The organism is Streptomyces sp. NPDC001292 (assembly GCF_042896465.1).
In the GTDB taxonomy this organism is placed as follows: Bacteria; Actinomycetota; Actinomycetes; order Streptomycetales; family Streptomycetaceae; genus Streptomyces.
The window spans coordinates 209281-231626 of sequence record NZ_JBIAXG010000008.1 but is presented as its reverse complement, the minus strand read 5'-3'; the positions used below and the strand labels follow the sequence as shown (position 1 = coordinate 231626).

Genomic DNA, 22346 nt, shown 5'->3' with positions numbered 1-22346 from the left:
CAAAAACGCCCGCTCTAAGGTGCACGCCAGAGCAGTCTTGAGATGCATTCATCCCCGGCGTGAACGCCGGGGCTTTCTGCAAGAGTCCCAGTAAGCCGCCCGCCTCGTGTCCACGTGGGGGCGGGCCCTGACTCTCGCTCAGGCGGTCTGCCGTGCGGCGGCCCGCCCCGCCGCGCGCCCGGAGAACAGGCAACCGCCGAGGAAGGTGCCTTCCAGGGCGTTGTAGCCGTGCAGGCCGCCGCCGCCGAAGCCGGCGACCTCACCGGCCGCGTAGAGGCCGTCGATCACCTGCCCGTCACCGCCGAGGGCGCGCGAGTCCAGGTCGGTCTGGATGCCACCGAGCGTTTTGCGGGTCAGGACGTGCAGCTTGACGGCGATCAGCGGTCCGGCCGCCGGGTCCAGGACGCGGTGCGGGGCGGCCACCCGGCCGAGGCGGTCGCCGATGTAGCGGCGGGCGTTGTGGATGCCCTGGATCTGGGTGTCCTTGCTGTAGGGGTTGGCGATCTGGAGGTCGCGGGCCTCGATCCGGCGCCGCACCTCGGCGGCGTCCAGGAGGGGCTCGCCGGTCGACTGGTTCATCTTCTCGACCAGTTGCTCGAGGGTGTCGGCGAGCAGGAAGTCCTCGCCGTGCCGCAGGAAGTCCCGCACGGGTCCGGGGGCGCCCTTGCCGAGCAGCCGGTCGCGCAGCACCGCCCTGCGGTCCTTGGCCGTGATGTCGGGATTCTGCTCGGAGCCCGACAGGGCGAACTCCTTCTCGACGATCCTGCGGGTCAGCACGAACCAGGAGTGGTCGTACCCGGCGATGTCCTCGGTGGTGCGCAGGTGCCTGAGGGTGCTGAGCGTGTCGTAGCCGGGCAGGCATGGGTCGGGCAGCCGGCGGCCGAGGGCGTCCAGCCAGAGGGAGGACGGGCCGGGCAGGATGCGGATGCCGTGGCCGGGCCAGATCGGGTTCCAGTTCCGCAGGCCCTCGGTGTAGTGCCACATGCGGTCGCGGTTGACCAGCCGTACGCCGGCCTCGGCGCTGATGTCCAGCATCCGGCCGTCGACGTACGCCGGGACTCCGGTGACCATCCGCGACGGCGGGGTGCCGAGGCGCTCGGGCCAGTGGCGGCGGACGAGGTCGTGGTCGGCGCCGATGCCGCCGGTGGTGACGACGACGGCCTGCGCGGTGAGCTCGAACGCGCCGGTCTCCTCGCGGTTGGAGGCGACACCGCGGGGCGAGTCGTCCTCGGCGAGGACCGTGCCCCGCACTCCGCGCACCGCGCCGTCCTGGACGACGAGTTCGTCGACACGGTGGCGGTGGTGAAAGGTGAGCAGCCCGTCGCGCGCGGCCTGGAGGGCGTACGCGGCGAAGGGTTCCACCACGCCCGTGCCGGTGCCCCAGGCGATGTGGAAGCGGGGTACGGAGTTGCCGTGGCCGTCGGCCCGCAGATCGCCGCGCTCGGCCCAGCCGACCGTGGGCAGCAGCGTGATGCCGTGCCCTTCGAGCCAGAACCGCTTCTCCCCCGCCGCGAACTCGACGTAGGCGCGCGCCCAGCGCACCGCCCAGGAGTCCTCGTCGTCCAGCCGGTCGAACCGCGCGCTGCCCTGCCAGTCGTTCCAGGCCAGCTCGAAGGAGTCCTTGACACCGAGCCTGCGCTGCTGCGGGGTGTCGACGAGGAACAGCCCGCCGAAGGACCAGTACGCCTGCCCGCCGAGGTTGGCGGCGTTCTCCTGGTCGACGAGGGCGACTCTGCGGCCCCGGCTGGTCAGTTCGTGCGCCGCGACCAGGCCCGCGAGGCCCGCTCCGACGACGATGACGTCGGCGTCCATGGCGACCGTCCCCTTCCTCGGTTTTCTCGGTTTTCTCGGTTTCCTCAGTTCTCGCGTGATCCGCGCGCGGCGGTGTCGCCGTCGGTGAGCAGCGCGGTGAGCAGCTGTCCGAGCCAGGCACGGGCGCCCTCGACATCCTTGTCCAGCAGCAGTTGGGTGGTGACTCCGTCGTACGCGGCGACGACCGCGTGGGCGGCGCCGTCGGCGTCGCCGAGGACGACGGGCAGCGGGGTGCGGGCGCGGGCGAGCCGGTCGGCGACGGCCCGGCGCAGCCGCGCGCGGTGCTCCAGCAACGTCCGCGCCACGGCAGCGTCGCGGGCGGCGTGCACCAGGAAGTCCGTCTTGACCAGGAGCCAGTCCAGGTCCAGCAGCAGCACGTTGGCGACCCGGTCGACGGCGGCGGGCACGTCGAGGTCCGGGCCGTCGAGGGCGAGCGCCCCGGCCACTTGGTCGGCGATCAGCTCGGCCCGTTCCCGGTACAGGGCGAAGAACAGCTCGTCGAGGGTGGCGAAGTTGGAGTAGAAGGCACCCCTGCTGTAGCCGGCGGCCTCGCAGACCTCCTCGATCGACACCCGGCCGAAGCCCTTGGCGGCGAACACCGTGAAGGCGGCGTCGAGCAGGTTGGCCCGTGTCCGCTGCCGGCGCCTGGTGACGCGCCTCTCCGTGCCCTCGACCGCCATGCCGGACCCTCCGTTCGATACGTGAATGTATCCGATACACCGGTGCATCGAAAGGGGCCGTGGAGGCACCCGCCGCCACCGGCGCCGGGACGGTGCGAGGTTTCACCGCGGCGCATGCGGTCAGTCGGGCCCGTGAGCCGTGTTCACCTCACGGTGGCCGGCCGGTACCGCGGGCGCGCCGGGACCGGGAAGGAGTGGGATCCGTGAACTCGTCCGGCGACGCCCCCGCCCCGCACACGCTGCGCGACTACGCCCTGCTCGCGGACGGAGAACGCGGCGCCCTGGTGGGGCCGCGCGGCGAGATCGTGTGGATGTGCGCGCCCGCCTGGGACAGCGAGGCCGTCTTCTCCGCCCTGATCGGCGGTCCCGGCTGGTACACCGTCACCCCCGCCGAGCCGTTCGTGCAGGGCGGCTACTACGAGCAGGGCGGCCTGATCTGGCGCAGTCGCTGGATCACGACGGGCGGCATCGTCGAGTGCCGCGAGGCCCTCGCCCTCCCCGGCGATCCGCACCGCGTCACGGTGCTGCGCCGGGTCATGGCCGTCGCCGGCGACGCCCGGGTCGACGTGCGGCTGTACCCGGCGGCGGGGTTCGGCCGGCGCCCGCTGCGCGAGCTGCGCCGGGACGAGGAGGGCCGATGGGCGGGCCGGTCCGGCGATCTGTACGTCCGGTTCAGCGGCGCGCCCGGCGCCGAGCCGGCGGGCACGGGCCACCCGAGGCTGGGCGCGGTGCTGAGTCTGGCCGCCGGCACCCACCACGACCTGGTCCTGGATGTCTCGGACCGGCCGCTTCCCGGACCGGAGCCGGCCGACCGGCTGTGGCGGGCCACCGAGAGCGGATGGGCCGCACGCGTGCCCGATCTGCGCGGCGCGCTGGGCCTGCGCGACGCCCGGCACGCGTACGCGGTGCTGAGCGGCATGACGGGCCCGGGCGGCGGTACCGTGGCCGCCGCCACGACCAGCCTGCCGGAGCGGGCCGAGCAGGGCCGCAATTACGACTACCGGTACGTGTGGATCCGCGACCAGGCCTACATCGGCCAATCCGTCGCGGCGACCGGCCCGTACGAACTGCTGGACGACTCCCTGCGGTTCGTCACCGAGCGCCTGATCGAACACGGGCCCGGTCTCGCGCCCGCCTACACCGCGACCGGTGGGCCGGTTCCCGACCAGCGCACCCTCGATCTGCCCGGCTACCCGGGCGGCTTCGACGTCGTCGGCAATCGCGTCAACCGCCAGTTCCAGCTGGACGTGTTCGGTGAGAGCCTGCTGCTGATCGCGGCCGGCGCCCGCCACGACCGCATCGGCGCCGAGGGCTGGCGCGCCGCACTCATCGCCGCCGAGGCCATCGAGGCCCACCACCGGGACGGGGATGCCGGGATCTGGGAACTGCACAAGGACCGCTGGGCGCACAGCCGGCTGATCTGCGCGGCCGGGCTGCGTGCCGCCGCGGCGGCGGCACCCGCCGGCAGCGCCGGGGCGGCAGCGCGGTGGGCGGCACTCGCGGACCGGATCGTCGCCGACACCGCCGCGGACAGCCTGCACCCGTCCGGCCGCTGGCAACGCGCCCCGACGGACCCCCGCGTTGACACCGCGCTCCTGCTGCCCGCCATCCGTGGCGCCCTGCCGGCCGGCGACCCCCGCACCACCGCCACCCTGCGCGCGGTCCGCGCCGACCTCGTGCAGGACCACTACGTCTACCGTTTCCGCCACGGCCTGCGACCGCTCCAGGAAGCCGAAGGGGCCTTCCTGCTCTGCGGGTTCGTCATGGCCCTGGCCGAGCACCAGCAGGGAAATGCGGTGGAGGCGGTGCGCTGGTTCGAACGCAACCGCGCCGCCTGCGGCCCCGCCGGACTGTACGCGGAGGAGTTCGACGTCGCCCAGCGCCAACTGCGCGGCAACCTGCCCCAGGCGTTCGTCCACGCCCTGCTCCTGGAGGCCGCCACCACGTTGGCCGGCGCGGGCTGATCCATCCGCGACCGCACCCGCGGCCGCCTCCTCGCGCCCTCGTTTGCCCGCGCGCATCGGGGAGAACCGGGACCGTATGACACCTGACGAACCCGAGTGCCGGACCGTGGTTGTCACCGGAGCCAGCGGCGGGATCGGCCGCGCGGCCGCGGTCGCGTTCGCCGCCCGCGGGGACCGCCTCGCGCTGATCGCCCGCGGCCGGGCCGGCCTCGAGGGCGCGGTCCGCGAGGCCGAGCAGGCCGGCGCCGCGAAGGCGGTCGCCATCGAGGCGGACATGGCCGATCCGGAGGCGGTGGAGGCCGCGGCCCAGCGGGCCGAGGAGGAGCTCGGTCCGATCGACGTGTGGGTCAACGACGCGTTCGCCTCGGTCTTCGCGCCGTTCGCCGAAATCGCCCCCGAGGAGTTCCGGCGCGTCACCGAGGTCACCTACCTCGGCTACGTCTACGCCACCGGGGCCGCGCTGCGCAGGATGCTGCCTCGCAATCGGGGTGTCGTCGTGCAGGTCGGCTCGGCGATCGCCTACCGCGGCATCCCGCTGCAGAGCGCCTACAGCGGCGCCAAACACGCCCTCCAGGGCTGGCACGAGGCGCTGCGCTGCGAGTTGCTCGCCTCCGGCACCCGGGTGCGCACGACCATGGTGCAGATGCCGGCGGTGAACACCCCGCAGTTCGACTGGGTCCGCTCGCGCCTGCCCCAACGGGCGCAGCCGGTGCCGCCGATCTACCAGCCCGAGGTCGCCGCCCGCGCTGTGCTGTACGCCGCCGACCACCCGGGCAGGCGCGAGTACTGGGTCGGCGGCAGCACCGTCGCCACCCTGATGGCGAACGCCGTCGCGCCGGGCCTGCTGGACCGTTACCTGGCCCGCACCGGCTTCTCCTCCCAGCAGGACGGTCACCCGAGGCCGGCCGGGGAGCCCGACAACCTGTTCGAACCCGCGGACGCGCGACGGGACTTCGGAGCGCACGGCCGGTTCGACGGACAAGCCCGGGCCCGTAGCGTCCAGCAGCAGGCCGCGCACGCCCTCGGCGCCCTCGCGGACGGTGCGCGACGCGCGACATCGGCCGTGCCCCGCCTCGGCGCCGGGTTCGCGGCACGGACGCGGGGCACCCGAGCCCCGCGAACACAGGACAGGAGTGTGTGATCATGCCCCGCGGATCGAGCCCCAAGCGGGAACGGCAGTACGAACACATCAAGGACAGCGCGCTGGAGCGCGGTGAGAAGGAGGGGCGCGCCGAGGAGATCGCCGCCCGGACCGTGAACAAGGAACGCGCCCGGCACGGGGAGTCGAAGACCGCCAGCCGCACCTCGGTCGAGGACATGTCCTCCTCCCGCCGCGGCGGGCAGCGCTCCCGCAGCGGAGCCCGGGGCCCCACCTACGACCAGCTGTACAACGAGGCCAGGCAGCGCAACATCCACGGCCGCTCGAAGATGAACAAGGCGCAGCTCGAAGACGCCCTCGGGCGCTAGGAGCCCGCGATCATGGTCTCCGTCGCCGAACCGCCCGTTCCCCGTGACCCGCCGGCGCCGCCCGGCTCCCCCGTACCGCCACCCGAGCCGCCCGCCCCACCCCGTCCGGCCGAGCCCGGTCCGGAGCCCGTACCGCCCGAGCCCGGCCGGCCGCGCCCGCCCGAGCCGCCCGACTGACTCCGGGCCGCTCGGCGGCGCTGACCCGGACGGGTGACCCCCGGGACACGTCACCGGCTGCCGTGGCGTCTCGGGGTCGCCCGCAGTCGAACAATGGCCTGGGCACGAGGAGGTCCCATGTGGGCTGGGACGGTTGAGATCGTGGTGTGGTGCGCGGTGCTGATCGGCGTGACGGTGGTGTCGATCAGCTCCGTGTCGCCCGTCGAGCTGACGGTGGCCGGCCTTGCCGCACTGGGCGGGGCGTTCGCGGCACGGCGGATGCGGCTGGCCGCCGGTGTGCGCGTCAAGGGGGTCCGCAGCGCGGCCCGGGCGGCCGTCGCGCTGCCGTACGCGATCGTGCGCGGCCTGGCCGTACTGGTGTCCTCCGTGGCCGCGCATCCGGTGGAGGCGACCGTACGGCGCGTGAGGCTGCGGCAGGGGGCGGCCGCGGCGTGGGCCGGCACGCTGATCACCGCGTCACCGGACACCTGCGTGATCGGCATCCCGCGCGACGACGTGGTGCTGGTGCACGCCCTGCGTCCGGAGGCGGGGCCGGTCGAAGCGGCGGTGGCCCGGACGGGCGGGAGGCGGTGAACGCCTGGACGGCGGCCGCACTGATCCTGCTGGCCGCCACGGTGCCGCCGTATCTGTGGATGGTGGCCCGCGGCACCGCGGTGCGCCGACTCGCCGGGGCCGCGCTGCTGTCGACCACGGTGGGCGCGGTGTTCCTCCTCCTGCCCCAGGGATACGGCCGGCCCGCCTACCAGGACCTCGCGCTGATGCTGGCCGTCCTGGCCCCCGCCGGCACCCTCGTCTTCACCCGCTTCGTGGCGGGCCGCCGCCACGAGACACATCCGACACACGATTCCAGCACCGAGACGTGACGACACCGCGCCCGGCCGGCCGGCACGCGGACGGGAGGGCGCCAGGGAGTTCCGAATGACGCCGCGCCATGTGACCGTGCTCGTGCTGCTGTGGGCCGGGGTGGGGTGCATGCTGCTGTCCGCCCTCGCGGTGCTGCGGCTGCGCGGAACGCTGATGCGGCTGCACGCCCTGGCCCCGCCCTCGTGCGCGGGGGTACCGCTGATCGCGGCGGCCGTGGCCGTGGACCAGGGGGTGGGCCGGGCCGCGGTCAAGACGCTGTTCATCGGCCTGGTCTTCGCCGTCGGGGGGACGGTCACCACCATCGCCGTCGGCCGAGCCTCCCAGCAGGCCGAGGAGGGGGAGAGCTCGTGGACGAGTGGCTGATCGGCGCCGCCCTCGCGTTCGTCGTCCTCGCCGCGACCGCGGCGGTCCTCACCCGCGACCCGGCCCGCCAGGCCGTCGTCCTGTCCGCGCTGGGCCTGGGTCTCGCGGTGCTTTTCGCGGTGCTTCAGGCCCCCGACGTGGCGCTTTCCCAGCTCGCCGTCGGCACCGCGCTGACCCCGCTGCTGATCCTCCTCACCGTGCGCAAGGTCACCCGCCGGCCCAGCGGCGCCGGCGAGCGCACCGGGCCCGGCGACGGCGAGGACCAGGAGTGACGGCGCGCGCCCGGCTGGCCGTGTTCCTGGTCGCCGCCGCGGCGATCGCCGCCTTCTTCGCCGCCGCCTGCACCCGGCTCCCGCCGTTCGGGTCGGCCCACCACCCCTACGGCGACCGGGCGGTGGCGGCGGCCCTCGCCCACCACACGGCCAACGTCGTCTCGTCCGTGAACTTCGACATCCGCGCCTTCGACACCCTCGGCGAGGAGTCCATCCTCTTCGGCACCGTCCTCGGGGCCACACTGCTGCTGCGCCGGGCCCGCGACGAACGTCACCGGCGCGCCGGGGCCGAGTACGTCATGCCCAGCACCCGCCTGTTCGGCGCCCTGCTGCTGCCGGTCACCCTGGTCGTGGGCGTGTACATCGTCGCGCACGGCCAGCTCAGCCCCGGCGGCGGTTTCCAGGGCGGCGTCGTACTGGCCACCGCTCTGCACCTGGCCTACGTCGCCGCCGACTACCGCGCGCTGAAGAGGCTGCGGCCGCTGGCCGTCCTGGATGTGACGGACTCGCTGGCCGCCGCGTCCTTCAGCCTCGTCGGCCTGGCCGGCCTCGTCGCGGGTGGCGCGTTCCTGAAGAACGTGCTGCCGCTGGGCACGTTCAACCAGATCACCTCCGGCGGCAGCGTCCCGGTGCTCAACGCCGCGGTCGGCGTCGAGGTCGCCTCCGGGCTGATCGCCCTGCTCGCCCACTTCCTCGACCAGGCCGTCGAACTCGCCGACCCCGACCAGGACAGCAGCGCCGCCCACGACGAGAACACCGACGACAAGGGAGACCGCTAGTGGGGATCTGGCCCTACCTCGCAGCCGGATGGGTCCTGCTCATCGCCCTCTACGGGCTGGTCACCAGCCGCGACCTCATCCACGCCATCGGCTGCCTCGCCGTCGCCCAGTCCTCCACCTATCTGCTGCTCCTGGCCGTCGGCTACCGCCGCGGCGCGACCGCCCCCGTCTACTCCGACGTCAGCCCCGGCTCCCGCCCCGTCGTCGACCCGGTCGTCCAGGCGCTGGCGCTGACGGACGTCGTCGTCGGCGCGACCGTCACCGCGCTGCTGCTCGCGCTGACCATCCAGCTGCGCAAGCGGCACCACACCGTCGACCCGCAGGCCCTCACCGGCCTCAAAGGGTGACCATGACCGCAGCCGACCTCCTGCCCCTGGCCGTGGCCGTCCCCCTGCTCGGCTCCACCCTCCTCGCCGTAGCCGGCCGCGTGCTGCCCCGCCTCGGCTGCGACGTCCTGGCGACCACGGCCGCGGCGGCCGAGGTGGTCTGCCTCGCCCTGCTGTGGGGGCGCAGCGGCCGGCTCGCCACCTCGGACCTGGGCGGCTGGCCGGCCCGGCTCGGCATCGTGCTCGCCGCCGACCCGATCGGCGCGGGGCTGGCCCTGCTGGTCGCCGTGCTCGTACTGGCCGTCCTGGTCTACTCGTGGCGGTACTTCGACGAGCCCAAGGGCCAGCACGCCGGAGTCTTCCCCGCCCTGATCCTGCTGTTCGAGGCCGGCATGGCCGGTTTCGCGCTCACCGGCGACCTGTTCAACGCCTTCGTCTTCTTCGAGCTCATGGGAGCGGCCGCATACGCGCTGACCGGCTACCACATCGAAGATCCCCGCCCCCTCCAGGGCGCTCTCACCTTCGGCATCGTCACCTCCTTCGCGGCCTACTGCTCCCTGCTCGGCATCGGCCTCCTCTACGCCCGCACCGGCGAGCTGAACCTCGCCCGCCTCGGCGAGCGGCTCGCCGGCCACCCCACCGACCTGCTGACCGTCGTCGCGTTCGTCCTCATCGCCACCGCCCTGCTGGTGAAGGCCGCGGCCGTGCCGTTCCACTTCTGGCTGCCGGACGCCCACGCGGTCGCCCCCACCCCGGTGTGCATGCTGATGTCCGGCGTCATGGTCGAACTCGGCGTCTACGGCATCGCACGCGTGTACTGGACCGTCTTCGCCGGCCCCGGCGGCATCCCCCACCAGGCGTTCCGGTCGGTCTTCGCTGCCCTGGGCGTGCTCACCGCGCTGGTCGGCGCCGTGATGTGCTGGCAGCAGCGGCACCTCAAGCGCCTCCTGGCGTTCTCCACCGTCAGCCACGTCGGCCTGTTCACCATCGGCGTCGCCCTGCTCACCCCGGACGGGGTGGCCGGGACCGCGCTGTACGTCGCCGCCCACGGCTGCGTCAAAGGGGCGCTGTTCGGGCTGACCGGGGTACTGCTGGACCGCTACGGCTCGGTCGACGAACACGGCCTGCACGGCAAGGCCCGCGCGCTGCGCCCGGTGGGTCTGCTGTTCGCGGCCGGCGCCCTCGCCCTGGCCGGGCTGCCGCCGTTCGGCACCGGCCTGGGCAAGGCGCTCACCGAGGACGCCGCGGGCCGCTGGCAGCCGTGGCTGCCCGCCGTGTTCGTCGCCGCCTCCGCCGTCACCGGCGCCGCCGTGCTCCGCGCGGGCCTGCGGGTCTTCTGGGGCACCGGCCCGGTACCGCGCAGCCGGCCCGGCGAACAGGAGACCACCGGCGAGGGCGAGGAACCCGAGATCCGGTCCCCGCAGCGCACCCTGCCACCGCCCATGACCCTCGTCCCCGCCGCTCTCCTCGCGCTCGCCGCGACGCTCGGCTGCGTGCCCGTGATCGCCGCCGCCCTCGCGCCCGGCGCCGCCGTCTTCACCGACCGGGCGCGGTATGCCGCAGCGGTCCTCACGCAGCAGAACGCGGCGCCCGCCGGCCACGCGCCGGACACCGGCTGGACCACCGCGGGCGTGGCACTCGGACTGCTGTCCACGGGCATCGCCGTCGCGCTCGCCGTCTCCGCAGTCCACCGGCGCACGCCGCGACTGTCCGAGCGGCACCCCGCCGCCCGGGCCGTCCGGGCGTTGCGCCGCCTGCATTCGGGACGCGTCGGCGACTACCTGGCCTGGCTCGCCCTCGGCATCGCGGTGCTGTGCGCCGCGCTCGCCGCCCAGTCCTGAACGCACGCCGGGCGCGGCGGCGTCAGGGTGCCGTGAAGTCCACTTCGTCGGCCGAAACGATCCTGGCGCCCATGTTGCGCTCCATCATCTCCAGGGCGGCCGCCTCGAGGTGGGGGTGGATGGACGCGACGGCGTCCCTCGGCACCGTGACCGACAGATGGCGGATGTGCGCGTCCAGGGCGGAGTAGAGAACGCACTGCTCGGCGACCTGACCGCACAGCACCACGTTCGCGATCTCCAGCTGCCACAGCAGGTAGGTCATGGGCGTCTCGTAGAAGACGGAATGGCGGGCCTTGACCACGAACAGGGAGTCGTCGTCGGGCCGAATCGGCTCCACCAGTTCGGCGTGCGACCGGGCCAGCGCGGTCTCCACCAGCTCTCCGTGGTGGGAGCGCCACAGACCGAAGTTGTCGTTGGCGTAGATCACCGGAGCGTCCGCGGTGCGAGCCCGCTCGATCAGGCCCGCCACGACGGGAACCACCCGGCGGGCGGAGGGGACGAGCAGTTCGGCGTCCTCGTGGTCGTAGGTGTTGATCATGTCGATCACGATGAGCGCGCATCCCCCCTGCCTTCTCCCCCGCCCTCCGGGCCCGGGCACCGCGTCCACCACCTCGTGCCCGCCGGTCAGTCGCGCAGCTGCGGGAGGATCTTGGTGCGGTAGAAGTCGAAGAACCCCTGCTGGTCCTTGCCGATCTGGCTGACGTAGACGGTGTCGAATCCGGCCTCGACGTACGCGTTCAGCGCCTCGACGTGGGCCTCCGGATCATCGCCGCACGGTACGGCCGCGGCCACCTGGTCCTCGGTGACCAGCTGGGACGCCTGCTCGAAGTGACGCGGGGTGGGCAGGATCTGCGAGAGCTCCCCGGGGAGCTGTTCGTTGGCCCACAGGTGGTGCGCGGTGCGGACCGCCTCCTGCCGGTCCGTGCCCCAGCACACCTTGAGCCCGCCGCACACCGGGTTGGTGCCCCCGCCGCCGCGGCGGAAGCGCTCGACCAGGGCGGTGTCGGGCTTCGTCGTGATCAGCCCGTCCCCGATCCGGGCGGCGGCCTCGGCCGCCTGCGGACCGAAGGCGGAGACGTCGATGGGCACCGGCTGCTCGGGCAGGGTGTACAGACGGGCGTTCTCGACGGTGTAGTGCTTGCCGCGATGGCTTGTCTGCTCCCCGGTGAACAGTTTCCGGATGATCTGGAGCGCCTCCTCCAGCATTTCCAGGCGCACCGAGGCCTCGGGCCACGGGCCGCACAGGATGTGCTCGTTGAGCGCCTCGCCGGTGCCGACCCCCAGCCGGAACCGGCCGCCGAGCTGTACGGCGCTGGTGGCGGCCGCCTGCGCGATCACGGCGGGATGCGTGCGCACGAGCGGGCAGGTCACCGCCGTCTCCACCGGCAGGGAGACCGCCTGGGAGAGGGCGCCCACCACCGACCACACGAACGGGCTCTGTCCCTGACGGTCGTTCCACGGGTGGTAGTGGTCCGATATCCACAAGGAAGTGAAACCGGCCTGCTCGGCCATTCTGGCCTGTTCGACGAGTTCGGCGGGGTTGTGCTCCTCGGACGACAGAAAGTATCCGAAGTCAGCCATCACTGCTCCTGAAGATCGTGCCTGCGGCTCTGCGAGGGTTTTGCCGAGTACCCGGAAAGGTGCGGGGCGCACGTCGTGGCCGCGGGAACAGTCAGCGCGGCGATGCCGTCGGCTAGGTGCCTCTCCGGTTCAGGACGGCCGGCCGCCGAACCGCCAGGTGTGGACCTCGACGTCCGCGTACCGGGCCGAGGCCAGGACGGCTCGTGCCGTGTCCGGGTCCGGCGCCCGGACCAGGGCCGCCGTGCCCAGCCGGGCGGCTGCGTCGTCGGACAGCAGCGGCCCGTACGCGATCAGCTCGTCCCGGTCGGGCGGTGCGGCGGGATCGGCGGCGTCCTGCCCCGTGCCGAGGCCGAGCACGAGATAGCGGTTGCCGCCGGTCCGGCCGCCGGGGAATTCCCACATCGTGCGGCCGAGCGTGTTGCGCCACCGCAGCAGCAGTACGTCCCGGTAGACGCCGCACTGGTAGTTGGGCTCGTCGAAGGCGAACGCACGGGCGGCGGCGGGATCCGGCAGATCGAGGATGTGCACGCTGCCGGTGGGCGTCTCGCCGTCGTCGGCGAACGTCGGGCCGCGGGCGATCATCTCCTTCGCGTACCGGTCCATGTAGGACCAGTGCTCCTCCAGTTTCTCGTGGCGCAACGGCAGGGAGCCGGACCGGTCGCGGTGGTAGCAGAAGAACTCCATGACTCCAGACCCTTCCCCAAGACGGGGCGGCATCTCAACCGGCTTCGGCGGGCCGCCGGACCCGCCGAAGCCGGCCGCCGGTCACCCGAGCTCCTTGCCTCCTGTCATCAGCAGGTGGCCCCGGCGGAACCGTTCCCCTTCTCGGGGCTCACGCAGCATCCGGCCGACTTCGACGAATCCTGCTTCGCCGGCCAGATCCGCGAGGTCGTCGATCGGCCACCGGTAGGCCGTCGTCACTCCGTGGTCGAACGGCGCGACCGGCCCACCCGCCGACTCGAAGAAGGCGAGCAGGAGGTGGCCGCCGGGCGCGAGCACCCGCCGGAACTCGGCGAAGTACGAGGGAATGTCCCGCGGCGGGGTGTGAATGACCGAATACCAGGCCACGATGCCTCGCAGCGTGCCGTCGGCCAGGCCGAGGGCGTCCATGGAACCGACCTCGAACCGCAGGTCCGGGTGCGTCTCGCGGGCGAGGTCGATCATCACCGGCGACAGGTCGACGCCGAAGACGTCCAGCCCCAGGTCCCGAAGGTGCGCGGTCACACGTCCGGGGCCGCACCCCAGCTCGGCGACGGGCCCGGGTCCGGTGGTCCGGGCGAGTTCGGCGAACGCGGCGAGCACCGCGCGGTCCAGCGGAAGGCCGTCGAGCTCGTTGCGGACCAAGTCGGCATAGCGGACGGCGACGGCGTCGTAGGCGTCGGCCGTCACATCGAGGTGCGAGGAGGATCGGGTCACGAGCGAGGACCCTAAGGCCTCCCCCAGCGTTCTGACGACCTCGTTCACGCCGGCGACTGCCCGATCGGACGGGGTCCCCTCATGGCTGCGCCGTCGGGCGCCGCCCTTCGCCCTACCCTGGGACGTATCCGGTGGGCCGTCCCCGTCGGACAGCCGCCCGGGATGCGAGGAGAGCGATGCGCGCGGACGTGCAGCAAGTCGCCGACGGCACCTATCTGGTGCACGGCAGCAACACGAACTGGGTGATCCTGACCGAGGGCGACGCCGCCACACTCATCGACACCGGCTACCCCGGCGACCGGCAGCAGCTGCTCGACTCGCTGACGGCGGTGGGAAGTTCGCCCCAAGCGGTGGTGGCCGTGCTGATCACCCACGCGCACAACGACCACCTGGGCTCCGCCGAGTACCTGCGCCTCGCCCACGGCACCCCGGTGCATCTGCACGAGGCCGAACTGCCCCACGCACGGCGGGAGTTCCTGCACCAGGTGACCGTCGGGCAGGTGCTGCGCAATGGCTGGCGGCCCGGGGTGCTGCCCTGGGCGGTGCACGCGCTGCGCCTCGGCGGCACCGCGCACGTCCCGGTCGCCGCGCCCGAGCCGTTCCCGGCCGCCGGCCCGCTGGACCTGCCGGGGCGGCCCGTGCCCGTGCACACGCCCGGCCACACCCGGGGCCACACCGTCTTCCACCTCCCGGACACCGGCGTGGTGGTCTCCGGCGACGCCCTGGTGAGCGGCCACCCCACCTCACGCCTGACCGGCCCGCAACTGCTGCCCGACATGTTCCACCACCAACGCGCCCAGGCACTTGCCTCGTTGGGCAGGCTCGAAAGCCTGGAGGGGGACCTGCTGCTGCCCGGGCACGGTCCCGCGCACCGCGGTCCGGTGCGGCAGGCGGCGCTGCGGGCTCGGGAACGCGCCCTTTAGGGTTCGTGTCATGGCCTTGCAGATCAGCGCCACCAACCCGGAGCACCCCGCGCTCCTGCTCGAACTGCCGTGGCGGACACCGCTGGAGGAGTGGCCGGAGGAGTACCTCGTGCCGCTGCCGCGCGGCATCTCCCGGCACGTGGTGCGCTACGCCCGCGCCGGCGAGGAGGTGATCGCCGTCAAGGAACTCGCCGAACGCCCGGCACTGCGCGAGTACGAGCTGCTGCGCGACCTGGACCGGCTCGGCATCCCCGCGGTGGACGCGCTGGCCGTGGTCACCGGCCGCACCGACAGCGCGGGCGAGCCGCTGGAGCCGGTGCTGATCACCCGGCACCTGGGCGGGTCGATGCCGTACCGGTCGATGTTCGAGACCACCCTGCGCCCGGCCACCATGCACCGCCTGATGGACGCCCTGGCCGTCCTGCTGGTGCGGCTGCACCTGGCCGGGTTCGCCTGGGGCGACTGCTCCCTGTCCAACACGCTGTTCCGTCGCGACGCCGGCGCGTACGCCGCCTACCTGGTGGACGCCGAGACCGGCGAACTGCACCGGCGGCTGAGCCCCGGACAGCGGGAGTACGACCTCGACCTGGCCCGCGTCAACATCAGCGGCGAGCTGCTGGACCTGGAGGCCTCCGGAGCGCTGCACCCCTCGGTGGACCCGATCGAGTTCGGCACCGAGATCTGCGCCCGCTACCGCGGCCTGTGGCAGGAGCTGACCCGCACCTCGGTCTACCCGGCGGGCAAGTACCACTACATCGAGCGCCGGATCAGACGGCTCAACGACCTCGGCTTCGACGTGGCCGAGATGCAGATCGAGAGCTCGACCACGGGCGACACGGTCACCTTCGTGCCCAAGGTCGTCGACGCCGGCCACCACCAGCGGCAGTTGCTGCGCCTGACCGGCCTGGACACCGAGGAGAACCAGGCGCGGCGGCTGCTGAACGACCTGGAGAGCTGGATGGCCACCCAGGACGACTACGAGCCGGGCGGCGGGCATCCGCACGCCGCCCGCCCGGAGGTGCTGGCCCACCGCTGGGTGCGGGAGGTGTTCCGCCCCGCAGTGCGGGCGGTGCCGCGCGAGCTGCGCGGCACCATGGACCCGGCCGAGCTGTACCACGAGCTGCTGGAGCACCGCTGGTACCTGTCCGAGCGGGCGCAGCGCGACATCGGCCTCGACACCGCCGTGCGGGACTACGCCAGGAACATCCTGCCCGGGGCGCGCGAGACGCCGGAGGCGACGCCCGGGTGACTCACGGGTGCGGGACGACGGCGACCGGGCAGCCGGCGTGGTGCAGCATTCCGCTCGCAACGGAGCCGATCCGCGCGCCCACCGCCGTACGGCGCGCCCGGCGTCCCACGACCAGCAGCTGGGCGTGCTCGGCCGCGGCCAGCAGCACCTGACCCGCGCTGCCCATCTCCACGTGTTCGACGACGGGGACGTCCGGGAAGCGCTCCCGCCACGGCTGAAGCGCCGCGGTCAGCGCCTTCCGCTCGTACGGCTCCAGGCCGCCGGCCTCGTCGAGCAGCTTGAGCGAGCCGGGGCTGTAGGCGAACACCGGCGGCAGCGTCCAGGCGCGCACCGCCCGCACCCCGGCGCCGCGCGCGGCGGCGGTCCCGAACGCGAACTCCAGGGCCGCGGCGCTGTCCTCGGGGGCACCCTGCTGGCCCACGACGACCTCGCGGCCCGCGGCCTCGGCGGCCGGCCGGTCCCCGGCGCGCACCAGGACGACGGGCCGTTCGGTCCCGGCGATCACCTGCTGTCCGACGGAGCCGACCAGGAACCCGACGAGGGCGCCGCGTCCGCGCGAGCCGAGCACCAGCGTCTCCGACTCGGCCGCGGCGCCGAGCAGCGCCGGCACGGCGTCGTCCTCCACGGCGTCGGCGGTGACGGTCAGACCCGGGTGGCGCTCGGTGACGGTCCGGGCGGCCTCGGCGACCGACTCGCGCGCCCGCTCGCGCTGGGCGTCCCGGTCGCCCACGTCGAAGGCGTCGTGCACCTCGTGGCGCCAGACCCGCACCACGCGCAGCGGCAGCCCGCGGCGCTCGGCCTCCCGTGCGGCCCACGCCAGTGCGGCGAGGCCCTCCTCCGATCCGTCCACCCCTGCCGTGATCGGGCGCGTCATGCCGTGTGCCTCCCTGTGTGGTGAGCCGTCCTCGGTGCAAGTCTCCCCTACCGGCCGATCACCGCAGCGGCCGGCCGTGCGGTCGCCTCCCGCGTACCCGGGCGAAGCGGGACGGCCGCACCCACGATGGGCATGAGCCGGCGTGGTGACCGGGTGCACCGGGCCGCCGATCCGAGCACGCGGGGTGACAGCGGCATGCCACAGCTACGAGCCCGGCGAGGGCTGGTTCTGGAACTACGACACGAACGAGTTCTACGAGTCCGGGCCCGAACTCGCCCCGCCCGTGAGCCACCCGGCGGACCAGCCGGCCCCGGGCCCGGCGGGACGCGTCCCGGCGAACTGGGCGGACGCCCTGCGCTGAGCCTCGCCCCCTGCCGCACGTGCGGATGCCCCGCCGGGGGCGGGGCATCCGGGTAACCCGTTTCCTGACGGTCTGTCAGCGTCGGCCGCCGGGGTTTCGGCGGCGGCGACGTCGACCGCGGTCCAGGTTCGGTCCACCGCCTTGTACTCGGTACTGGTCGCGCCGTGGAGGTCCTTGGCCGCCTTCAGAGTGGCGACGCGCGCGCCGTGGAAGTCGGTCGTGGAGACCATGTAGCGCGAAATTTTCCAGTGGCCTGTTCTTGGCGTCCCGCGTCTCCGTGCCGTACCGGCTGGGGTCCTTCAGCAGGAAGCTCCTGCTCGCCGTCTGAGTGGTGGTCAGGAAGACCTTGCCCACGAACGGGGACGAGCCGGTGCCCGTCGCGGTCCGAGGGTGGCGGACCGCCGCGGCCGACGGCGTCGCGGCGAGGGCGGCGGCCCGCGGGGCCGCGCCGGTGACCGGGTCGAGCGTCTCGCCGCACCGGCGCAGGGTCTCGACCGGCCTGGGCGAGAGGAATCCGTCCCGGTCGGGCGTGTCGCTGTGCACCTCGCCGGTGACGGCGTCGACGACGGTCCGGGAGCCACCGCTTCCGGTGGTCGCGGCGGCCGTGACCCCCACCTCGTGGGCCAGGGTGGAGGCGCCACCGCGGGGGTCCACGACGAACCGCGCGGTGCCCGCCTCGCCGCCGACGGCGGAGGCGGACCTGGCTGCGACCTGCTGAGGCGTCACCTCCACCTGGCCGACGCCTGGTTGGACCGAGTGGCCCGCGGCCCGGGTGACGCCGGTGCACCTCAGCTCCCGGTCGAGGTGGACGACGAGGTCGCCGCCGAGGACCGGCGTTCCCCAGTGAGTGCGTATGAACCGGACGTGGCGTGCGCCTTCGGGGTCGAGCACCACGTCCCGGGCGTGTGGTTCGTCCCCCTGGGTGACGCCGGTCGCCGCCGCGTGCGCGAAGGCCGCGGCGCCGGCGGCGGCCACCACCGAGGCGGTGGTGGAGGTGCCTGCGGACGACACGGCGTGCCCGGCAGGAGCGGCCGGCGCCGGGCCGGCCAGGCCCGTGACGGCCGTCGCCACCGCGGCGGCGAGCGCGACGGTGCGTATACGGGGTCTGCGCGCTCTCGAGAATTCCGTGCGGTACAGGGCAATCCTTTGCCAATCCACCCCACTCAGTGATCGGCGAATGACCAACTGTGTGTCGTCCGTGGAGATGTGACCGGATGGGAGAAGGTTGCGTTGCCCGAATGCGATGGGTCTCGCACGGATCACCGCGCGGACGGAGACGGGAGAGGATTCGGATGCCCTCACGAACGGTGTGCAGCGGTGCGGTGCTCGGATCGCTGGTGCTGGCCCTGCTGGCAGGACCGGCGCACGCGGCGGGCCACCGGCCCGGAACGGCGGCGCCGGACGCGCTGCCCGCCCCGGACCCGGCGGCAATCGGCACCCTCCTGCGCACGGCGCTGAGGCAGGGCGCGCCTGGCGCGATGGCGCGCATCGACGACCACCGCGCCTCCCACGACGACCACGCCACGGTGTACAAGGCCACGGAGGGACTCGCCGACCGCAGGACCGGGGACTGGATCAGCACGGCCGACCGGTTCCGCATCGGCAGCGTCACCAAGACCTTCTCCGCGGTCGTGCTGCTGCAACTGGCCGCCGAGGGCCGGCTGAAGCTCGACAACCCGGTCAACGGCTACCTGCCGGGACTGCTGCCCGACAACCGGATCACGGTACGGCACGTGCTCAGCCACCGCAGCGGTCTGTACGACTACACCGACGAGATGTTCGCCAGGACCGTGTCCGGCTTCGAGGCCGTGCGCACCAAGGTCTTCACCTACCGTCAGTTGCTGGCCCTGTCCCTGAGACACCCGCGCACCCAGGCGCCCGGCGCCGCCTACGCCTACTCCAACACCAACTTCGTGGTCGTCGGCATGCTCATCGAGAAGCTGACCGGCCACTCGGTGCGCACCGCGTACGAGAACCGCATCATCAAGCCGCTGAAGCTGAGCGACACCTTCTACGTCCACCCCACCACGAAGATCCCCGGCCGTCACGCGCACGGCTATCTCACCCCCGACTCGGCCAAGTCGCCCCTGGTCGACGCCACCGAGCAGACGATGTCCTGGGCGCAGAGCGCGGGCGCGCTCATCTCCAGCACCCGCGACCTCAACACGTTCTTCTCGGCGCTGCTGGGCGGACGCCTGCTGCCCCCCGCGCAACTGGACCAGATGGAGCGGTGGATCCCCGCGGGCACCGCCCAGGCGTACGGGCTCGGGCTGCGCCGCCGCGACCTCTCGTGCGGGGTGTCGGTGTACGGGCACACCGGGGCCGTCCAGGGCTACTACACCTACGCGTTCACGAGCAAGGACGGCAGGCGCAGCCTCGCCGCGCTCGCCAACACCTCCAACAACGGCGCGGTGCACATGACGATGCTGCGCACGCTGGAGTCGGCGTTCTGCGGCAAGCAGACGAAGGTGCGCGGCGCGGCCCGACTGCCCGGCACGGCCGTGGAGAACGACCTCAACCGGTGATCTTGGCGGAACGGGCGCCTCCGGGCCAGGATGCCCGTATGGAGGGTGACCTGTTTTCCAGTGAGTACGTGGTGGGCCCCGCGACCGCGCCGGGCATGTCCGTCGAGAACGCCAAGTGTGTCAAGTACACGGTGGACGGCGAGATGTGCGCCCGCCAGGGCTCGATGGTGGCCTACCGCGGCGACCTGCGGTTCGAGCGCAAGGGCCAGGGCGTCGGCGGCATGCTCAAGCGCGCGGTCACCGGGGAGGGACTGCCGCTGATGACGGTGCGCGGGCAGGGCGAGGCCTGGTTCGCGCAGGAGGCCCGGAACTGCTTCGTCGTCGAGGTCGACCCGGGCGACGAGTTCACCGTCAACGGCCGCAACGTGCTGTGCTTCGACGCGACCCTGTCGTACCAGATCAGGACGGTCAAGGGTTCGGGCATCGCGGGCGGCGGGCTGTTCAACAGCGTGTTCACCGGGCAGGGCCGCCTCGGCCTGGTGTGCGAGGGCAGCCCGCTGGTCATACCGGTCACGCCGCAGCAGCCGGTGTACGTCGACACGGACGCGGTCGTCGGCTGGACCGCCCGCCTCCGGACGTCGCTGCACCGCTCGCAGTCGTTCGGCTCGATGCTGCGCGGCGGGTCCGGCGAGGCGGTGCAGCTGATGGTGGAGGGCGAGGGGTACGTCGTCGTCCGGCCGAGCGAGGCGACGCCGTACCGGCCCCAGCAGCACTGAGGGAGCCCGCCCTCCTCGTGGGCCGGGCTCCGCGAGATGTGTTGACCTGCGTGCCCCCTGCGGGTGAGGGTCGGGGCGGCGCGGATCATCACCCCGCGCCGGAAAGGTGGACTGCCGTGATCGGCATCTCGGAGATCGAAACCGCGGCCGAGCGGATCGCCGGACACGTCGTGCGCACACCGACCGTGCCGAGTCCCGGCCTGTCCGCGCTGCTCGGCGCCCCGGTGACGGCGAAGCTGGAGCTGTTGCAGCGCACGGGCTCCTTCAAGGCGCGCGGCGCGACGGCGAGACTTCTGTCGCTCGACGAGGCGGAGCGGGCCGCGGGCGTGGTCGCGGTCAGCGGGGGCAACCACGGGATCGCGCTCGCGGTGATGGCCGCCGCGCTGCATGTGAAGGCCACCGTCGTCATGCCGCGCTCGGCGCCCGCCCGGTCCGTCGCGATCGCGGAGGACGCCGGGGCGTCGGTACGGCTGACCGACGGCATGGACGAGGCGTTCGCCACGGCCGCACGGCTGCGGGACGAGGGGCTCACCCTGGTCCATCCCTTCGACGACGAGGTGGTGGTCGCCGGACAGGGCACCGTCGGCCTGGAACTGGCCGCGGACGCCGGTGAGCTGACCGACGTGCTCGTCAGCATCGGCGGCGGCGGGCTGATCGCGGGCGTCGCCGCGGCGCTGCGCGCACTGCGGCCCGGGGTGCGGGTCTGGGGCGTGGAGACCGAGGGCGCCCAGGCCATGTCCGAGGCGCTGGCGTCCGGCGGCCCGGTGCCGGTCGCCCTGTCCTCGATCGTGACGACGCTGAGCGCGCCGACGGTCTCGCAGCTGACGTACGACCATGTCCGCGCGCTCGTCCACGAGGTGCTCGTGGTGCCGGACCGGGAGGCCGTGCGAGGCTGCCTCGACCTCGCCGAGCACGCCAAGGTCTGGGCCGAGCCCGCCGCAGGCTGCCTGCTGCCGGCCGCCCGGCTCGTACGGGAGCGGATCGGCCCCGACCTCCGGCTCGGCCTGGTGGTGTGCGGCGGCAACGCGGCGGTCGCCGACGTCATGTCCTGGGCGGACCGGTTCGGACTGCGCTGACACCCACCGCCGGTCCGGGCGTCGCGGCACTGGGAGATCCGATCGAACGTCCGGGCATCTCACGGGAATCAGGGGTACCAGAGAGGTCTACGTCCCGATGTCGTCCTCGGAGGGCCGAATTCGTGCACGCTTTGGTGCGCAAGAGTCTGGTGGTGCAGTTGCAGGCGCACGGCACGGAACGCTTCCCCGTGCTGGCGCACCTGTGTTACGACGCCGACGACCCGTTCGCCGTCACGGTCGTCTTCGCCCACGACGGGCGGGTGCTGGCCCGGTGGAACCTGGACCGCGGAATGCTCGGCGAGGGGATGCGGAAGCCGGTCGGCGTCGGCGACGTCCGCTTCCGCCCCGTCACCGACGGCCCGTCGGAGGAACTGTGCATGGAGTTCTACGGCGACGCCCACGCCGACGGCGGACGGCAGCACGCGACGGTGTTCGTGTGGGCGCCCGCCGTCGCTGCCTTCCTGCGGGAGACCCATGCCGTGGTGGCGCCGGGCGAGGAGGACGCCGGTGTCGACGACTTCCTCGCGGAGGTGCTCGCGGGCAGTTGAGCAAGGCTGCCGCCGTCGCCTCAGTGGGTGGAATGGCGGCGCCGCGCCCACAGGGGCAGCGCGAACCAGCACAGCAGGTACCAGAGCACCACCGCGGCGACCAGCCAGGACACGAATCCCTCGTGTGTCGCCACCCGGAGGATCAACAGCAGTGAGGAGGTCATGGTGGCGAGCAACAGGACGAGACCGACGAAGGTCAGCCGTGAGGCCCATACCACCGCCTGGGGCTTGACCCGGCGCCCGGAGACCAGGCGGTGCAGGGACACCGGGCCGGTGAGCGCGCCGGTCGTCGCGGCGCCGAGGACGACGGTGACGATGTAGATCATCTGGTCGGTGTGGCTCAGGTGGTCGTACTTCGACTGGAACACGACGGTGAGCAGGAAGCCGAAGAGGATCTGCACACCCGTCTGGGCCACCCGCACCTCCTGGATGAGCTCCACCCATCGGCGGTCGGCCCGCTCCTCCTCGGTCTCGTGGCGCCCCCGGCGCTCGCCGTCTCCCGTCACCGCCATTCCGCCTCCCGGCTCCGGGG

General features: G+C 73.2%; 25 protein-coding genes and 2 pseudogenes. 17 read left to right on the top strand and 10 right to left on the bottom strand.

From position 1 onward, the window contains the following. Window positions 1-138 precede the first annotated feature (138 nt). Complete coding sequence (locus ACFY4A_RS12585) at window positions 139-1812, bottom strand: FAD-binding dehydrogenase (protein WP_390829394.1); 1674 nt, start codon at window positions 1810-1812, stop codon at window positions 139-141. 44 nt (window positions 1813-1856) lie between these two features. Further along, window positions 1857-2492 carry a TetR/AcrR family transcriptional regulator gene (locus ACFY4A_RS12580; RefSeq protein WP_390829393.1) on the bottom strand — a complete coding sequence of 212 codons (636 nt, stop codon included), beginning with the start codon at window positions 2490-2492 and terminating at the stop codon, window positions 1857-1859. A gap of 203 nt (window positions 2493-2695) precedes the next feature. On the opposite strand from ACFY4A_RS12580, the gene ACFY4A_RS12575 reads away from it, so the two are divergent. The 10 genes from ACFY4A_RS12575 to ACFY4A_RS12530 all read left to right on the top strand — a co-directional run bounded on the left by ACFY4A_RS12575 (window position 2696) and on the right by ACFY4A_RS12530 (window position 10545). Continuing rightward, the gene (locus ACFY4A_RS12575) at window positions 2696-4456 is read left to right on the top strand and encodes a glycoside hydrolase family 15 protein (RefSeq protein ID WP_390829392.1); all 1761 of its coding nucleotides are present in this window, start codon (window positions 2696-2698) and stop codon (window positions 4454-4456) included. A 76-nt stretch (window positions 4457-4532) separates the two neighbouring features. After that, window positions 4533-5597, top strand: coding sequence for an SDR family oxidoreductase (locus tag ACFY4A_RS12570; protein ID WP_390829391.1), 1065 nt, complete (start codon window positions 4533-4535; stop codon window positions 5595-5597). A 2-nt stretch (window positions 5598-5599) separates the two neighbouring features. Further along, window positions 5600-5923: a plasmid stabilization protein gene (locus ACFY4A_RS12565; RefSeq protein ID WP_390829390.1), complete on the top strand. Its 324-nt coding sequence runs from the start codon at window positions 5600-5602 to the stop codon at window positions 5921-5923. Window positions 5924-6217: 294 nt separating this feature from the next. Then, window positions 6218-6673 carry a hypothetical protein gene (locus tag ACFY4A_RS12560; protein ID WP_390829389.1) on the top strand — a complete coding sequence of 152 codons (456 nt, stop codon included), beginning with the start codon at window positions 6218-6220 and terminating at the stop codon, window positions 6671-6673. Continuing rightward, the gene (locus tag ACFY4A_RS12555) at window positions 6670-6963 is read left to right on the top strand and encodes a monovalent cation/H+ antiporter complex subunit F (RefSeq protein ID WP_390829388.1); all 294 of its coding nucleotides are present in this window, start codon (window positions 6670-6672) and stop codon (window positions 6961-6963) included. The genes ACFY4A_RS12560 and ACFY4A_RS12555 overlap by 4 nt, the downstream gene beginning before the upstream one ends. A 55-nt stretch (window positions 6964-7018) precedes the next feature. Further along, window positions 7019-7327: a cation:proton antiporter gene (locus ACFY4A_RS12550; RefSeq protein ID WP_390829387.1), complete on the top strand. Its 309-nt coding sequence runs from the start codon at window positions 7019-7021 to the stop codon at window positions 7325-7327. Then, window positions 7312-7599: a Na(+)/H(+) antiporter subunit B gene (locus ACFY4A_RS12545; protein ID WP_390829386.1), complete on the top strand. Its 288-nt coding sequence runs from the start codon at window positions 7312-7314 to the stop codon at window positions 7597-7599. The genes ACFY4A_RS12550 and ACFY4A_RS12545 overlap by 16 nt, the downstream gene beginning before the upstream one ends. Continuing rightward, window positions 7596-8378, top strand: a complete 783-nt coding sequence (locus ACFY4A_RS12540) for an MnhB domain-containing protein (protein WP_390829385.1) — start codon at window positions 7596-7598, stop codon at window positions 8376-8378. The genes ACFY4A_RS12545 and ACFY4A_RS12540 overlap by 4 nt, the downstream gene beginning before the upstream one ends. Further along, a complete protein-coding gene (locus ACFY4A_RS12535; protein WP_390829384.1) occupies window positions 8378-8725 on the top strand; it encodes a sodium:proton antiporter in 348 nt (115 codons plus the stop codon). The genes ACFY4A_RS12540 and ACFY4A_RS12535 overlap by 1 nt, the downstream gene beginning before the upstream one ends. A gap of 2 nt (window positions 8726-8727) precedes the next feature. After that, on the top strand, window positions 8728-10545 hold the full coding sequence (locus ACFY4A_RS12530) for a complex I subunit 5 family protein (RefSeq protein ID WP_390829383.1): 1818 nt from the start codon (window positions 8728-8730) through the stop codon (window positions 10543-10545). A gap of 22 nt (window positions 10546-10567) precedes the next feature. Here the strand turns inward: ACFY4A_RS12530 and ACFY4A_RS12525 are convergent, their stop codons facing one another. The 4 genes from ACFY4A_RS12525 to ACFY4A_RS12510 all read right to left on the bottom strand — a co-directional run bounded on the left by ACFY4A_RS12525 (window position 10568) and on the right by ACFY4A_RS12510 (window position 13542). Then, on the bottom strand, window positions 10568-11092 hold the full coding sequence (locus ACFY4A_RS12525; protein ID WP_390829382.1) for a cysteine hydrolase family protein: 525 nt from the start codon (window positions 11090-11092) through the stop codon (window positions 10568-10570). 77 nt (window positions 11093-11169) lie between these two features. Beyond that, on the bottom strand, window positions 11170-12126 hold the full coding sequence (locus ACFY4A_RS12520) for an LLM class F420-dependent oxidoreductase (RefSeq protein ID WP_390829381.1): 957 nt from the start codon (window positions 12124-12126) through the stop codon (window positions 11170-11172). A gap of 129 nt (window positions 12127-12255) precedes the next feature. Further along, the gene (locus tag ACFY4A_RS12515; protein ID WP_390829380.1) at window positions 12256-12810 is read right to left on the bottom strand and encodes a YciI family protein; all 555 of its coding nucleotides are present in this window, start codon (window positions 12808-12810) and stop codon (window positions 12256-12258) included. 81 nt (window positions 12811-12891) lie between these two features. Continuing rightward, entirely contained in the window at window positions 12892-13542 is a 651-nt protein-coding gene (locus ACFY4A_RS12510; RefSeq protein ID WP_390829379.1) for a class I SAM-dependent DNA methyltransferase, read from the bottom strand. 176 nt (window positions 13543-13718) lie between these two features. Between ACFY4A_RS12510 and ACFY4A_RS12505 the strand changes: the two genes are divergently transcribed. Both ACFY4A_RS12505 and ACFY4A_RS12500 read left to right on the top strand, forming a co-directional pair. Continuing rightward, window positions 13719-14465 carry an MBL fold metallo-hydrolase gene (locus tag ACFY4A_RS12505; RefSeq protein WP_390829378.1) on the top strand — a complete coding sequence of 249 codons (747 nt, stop codon included), beginning with the start codon at window positions 13719-13721 and terminating at the stop codon, window positions 14463-14465. 10 nt (window positions 14466-14475) lie between these two features. Then, window positions 14476-15714, top strand: coding sequence for a DUF4032 domain-containing protein (locus ACFY4A_RS12500; RefSeq protein ID WP_390829377.1), 1239 nt, complete (start codon window positions 14476-14478; stop codon window positions 15712-15714). 1 nt (window position 15715) lies between these two features. On the opposite strand, the gene ACFY4A_RS12495 is transcribed toward ACFY4A_RS12500, so the two are convergent. After that, the gene (locus ACFY4A_RS12495) at window positions 15716-16588 is read right to left on the bottom strand and encodes a universal stress protein (RefSeq protein ID WP_390829376.1); all 873 of its coding nucleotides are present in this window, start codon (window positions 16586-16588) and stop codon (window positions 15716-15718) included. A 184-nt stretch (window positions 16589-16772) separates the two neighbouring features. Between ACFY4A_RS12495 and ACFY4A_RS12490 the strand changes: the two genes are divergently transcribed. Next, window positions 16773-16949 carry a hypothetical protein gene (locus tag ACFY4A_RS12490; protein WP_390829404.1) on the top strand — a complete coding sequence of 59 codons (177 nt, stop codon included), beginning with the start codon at window positions 16773-16775 and terminating at the stop codon, window positions 16947-16949. A 167-nt stretch (window positions 16950-17116) separates the two neighbouring features. Here the strand turns inward: ACFY4A_RS12490 and ACFY4A_RS12485 are convergent. Continuing rightward, window positions 17117-17179: pseudogene (locus tag ACFY4A_RS12485) on the bottom strand (hypothetical protein); the annotation flags it as partial. 574 nt (window positions 17180-17753) lie between these two features. Next, window positions 17754-17840, bottom strand: a pseudogene (locus ACFY4A_RS12480) (hypothetical protein); the annotation flags it as partial. Window positions 17841-18241: 401 nt separating this feature from the next. Here ACFY4A_RS12480 and ACFY4A_RS12475 point away from each other — a divergent pair. From ACFY4A_RS12475 to ACFY4A_RS12460, 4 genes are all read left to right on the top strand, one after another. Beyond that, entirely contained in the window at window positions 18242-19474 is a 1233-nt protein-coding gene (locus ACFY4A_RS12475) for a serine hydrolase domain-containing protein (RefSeq protein ID WP_390829375.1), read from the top strand. Between the two features lie 38 nt (window positions 19475-19512). After that, window positions 19513-20190, top strand: coding sequence for an AIM24 family protein (locus ACFY4A_RS12470; protein ID WP_390829374.1), 678 nt, complete (start codon window positions 19513-19515; stop codon window positions 20188-20190). 116 nt (window positions 20191-20306) lie between these two features. Next, window positions 20307-21266 carry a threonine/serine dehydratase gene (locus tag ACFY4A_RS12465; protein WP_390829373.1) on the top strand — a complete coding sequence of 320 codons (960 nt, stop codon included), beginning with the start codon at window positions 20307-20309 and terminating at the stop codon, window positions 21264-21266. 122 nt (window positions 21267-21388) lie between these two features. After that, window positions 21389-21814, top strand: coding sequence for an SsgA family sporulation/cell division regulator (locus tag ACFY4A_RS12460; protein WP_390829372.1), 426 nt, complete (start codon window positions 21389-21391; stop codon window positions 21812-21814). 20 nt (window positions 21815-21834) lie between these two features. On the opposite strand, the gene ACFY4A_RS12455 is transcribed toward ACFY4A_RS12460, so the two are convergent. Further along, window positions 21835-22326: a DUF6328 family protein gene (locus tag ACFY4A_RS12455; protein ID WP_390829402.1), complete on the bottom strand. Its 492-nt coding sequence runs from the start codon at window positions 22324-22326 to the stop codon at window positions 21835-21837. Window positions 22327-22346: the final 20 nt, after the last annotated feature.

Bases quoted from the DNA above. Each gene is read 5' to 3' on its own strand.
- ACFY4A_RS12585 (WP_390829394.1), bottom strand. From the start codon at position 1,812: ATGGACGCCGACGTCATCGTCGTCGGAGCGGGCCTCGCGGGCCTGGTC.
- ACFY4A_RS12580 (WP_390829393.1), bottom strand. From the start codon at position 2,492: ATGGCGGTCGAGGGCACGGAGAGGCGCGTCACCAGGCGCCGGCAGCGG.
- ACFY4A_RS12570 (WP_390829391.1), top strand. From the start codon at position 4,533: ATGACACCTGACGAACCCGAGTGCCGGACCGTGGTTGTCACCGGAGCC.
- ACFY4A_RS12565 (WP_390829390.1), top strand. From the start codon at position 5,600: ATGCCCCGCGGATCGAGCCCCAAGCGGGAACGGCAGTACGAACACATC.
- ACFY4A_RS12560 (WP_390829389.1), top strand. From the start codon at position 6,218: ATGTGGGCTGGGACGGTTGAGATCGTGGTGTGGTGCGCGGTGCTGATC.
- ACFY4A_RS12550 (WP_390829387.1), top strand. From the start codon at position 7,019: ATGACGCCGCGCCATGTGACCGTGCTCGTGCTGCTGTGGGCCGGGGTG.
- ACFY4A_RS12530 (WP_390829383.1), top strand. From the start codon at position 8,728: ATGACCGCAGCCGACCTCCTGCCCCTGGCCGTGGCCGTCCCCCTGCTC.
- ACFY4A_RS12520 (WP_390829381.1), bottom strand. From the start codon at position 12,126: ATGGCTGACTTCGGATACTTTCTGTCGTCCGAGGAGCACAACCCCGCC.
- ACFY4A_RS12515 (WP_390829380.1), bottom strand. From the start codon at position 12,810: ATGGAGTTCTTCTGCTACCACCGCGACCGGTCCGGCTCCCTGCCGTTG.
- ACFY4A_RS12505 (WP_390829378.1), top strand. From the start codon at position 13,719: ATGCGCGCGGACGTGCAGCAAGTCGCCGACGGCACCTATCTGGTGCAC.
- ACFY4A_RS12500 (WP_390829377.1), top strand. From the start codon at position 14,476: ATGGCCTTGCAGATCAGCGCCACCAACCCGGAGCACCCCGCGCTCCTG.
- ACFY4A_RS12495 (WP_390829376.1), bottom strand. From the start codon at position 16,588: ATGACGCGCCCGATCACGGCAGGGGTGGACGGATCGGAGGAGGGCCTC.
- ACFY4A_RS12475 (WP_390829375.1), top strand. From the start codon at position 18,242: ATGCCCTCACGAACGGTGTGCAGCGGTGCGGTGCTCGGATCGCTGGTG.
- ACFY4A_RS12470 (WP_390829374.1), top strand. From the start codon at position 19,513: ATGGAGGGTGACCTGTTTTCCAGTGAGTACGTGGTGGGCCCCGCGACC.
- ACFY4A_RS12455 (WP_390829402.1), bottom strand. From the start codon at position 22,326: ATGGCGGTGACGGGAGACGGCGAGCGCCGGGGGCGCCACGAGACCGAG.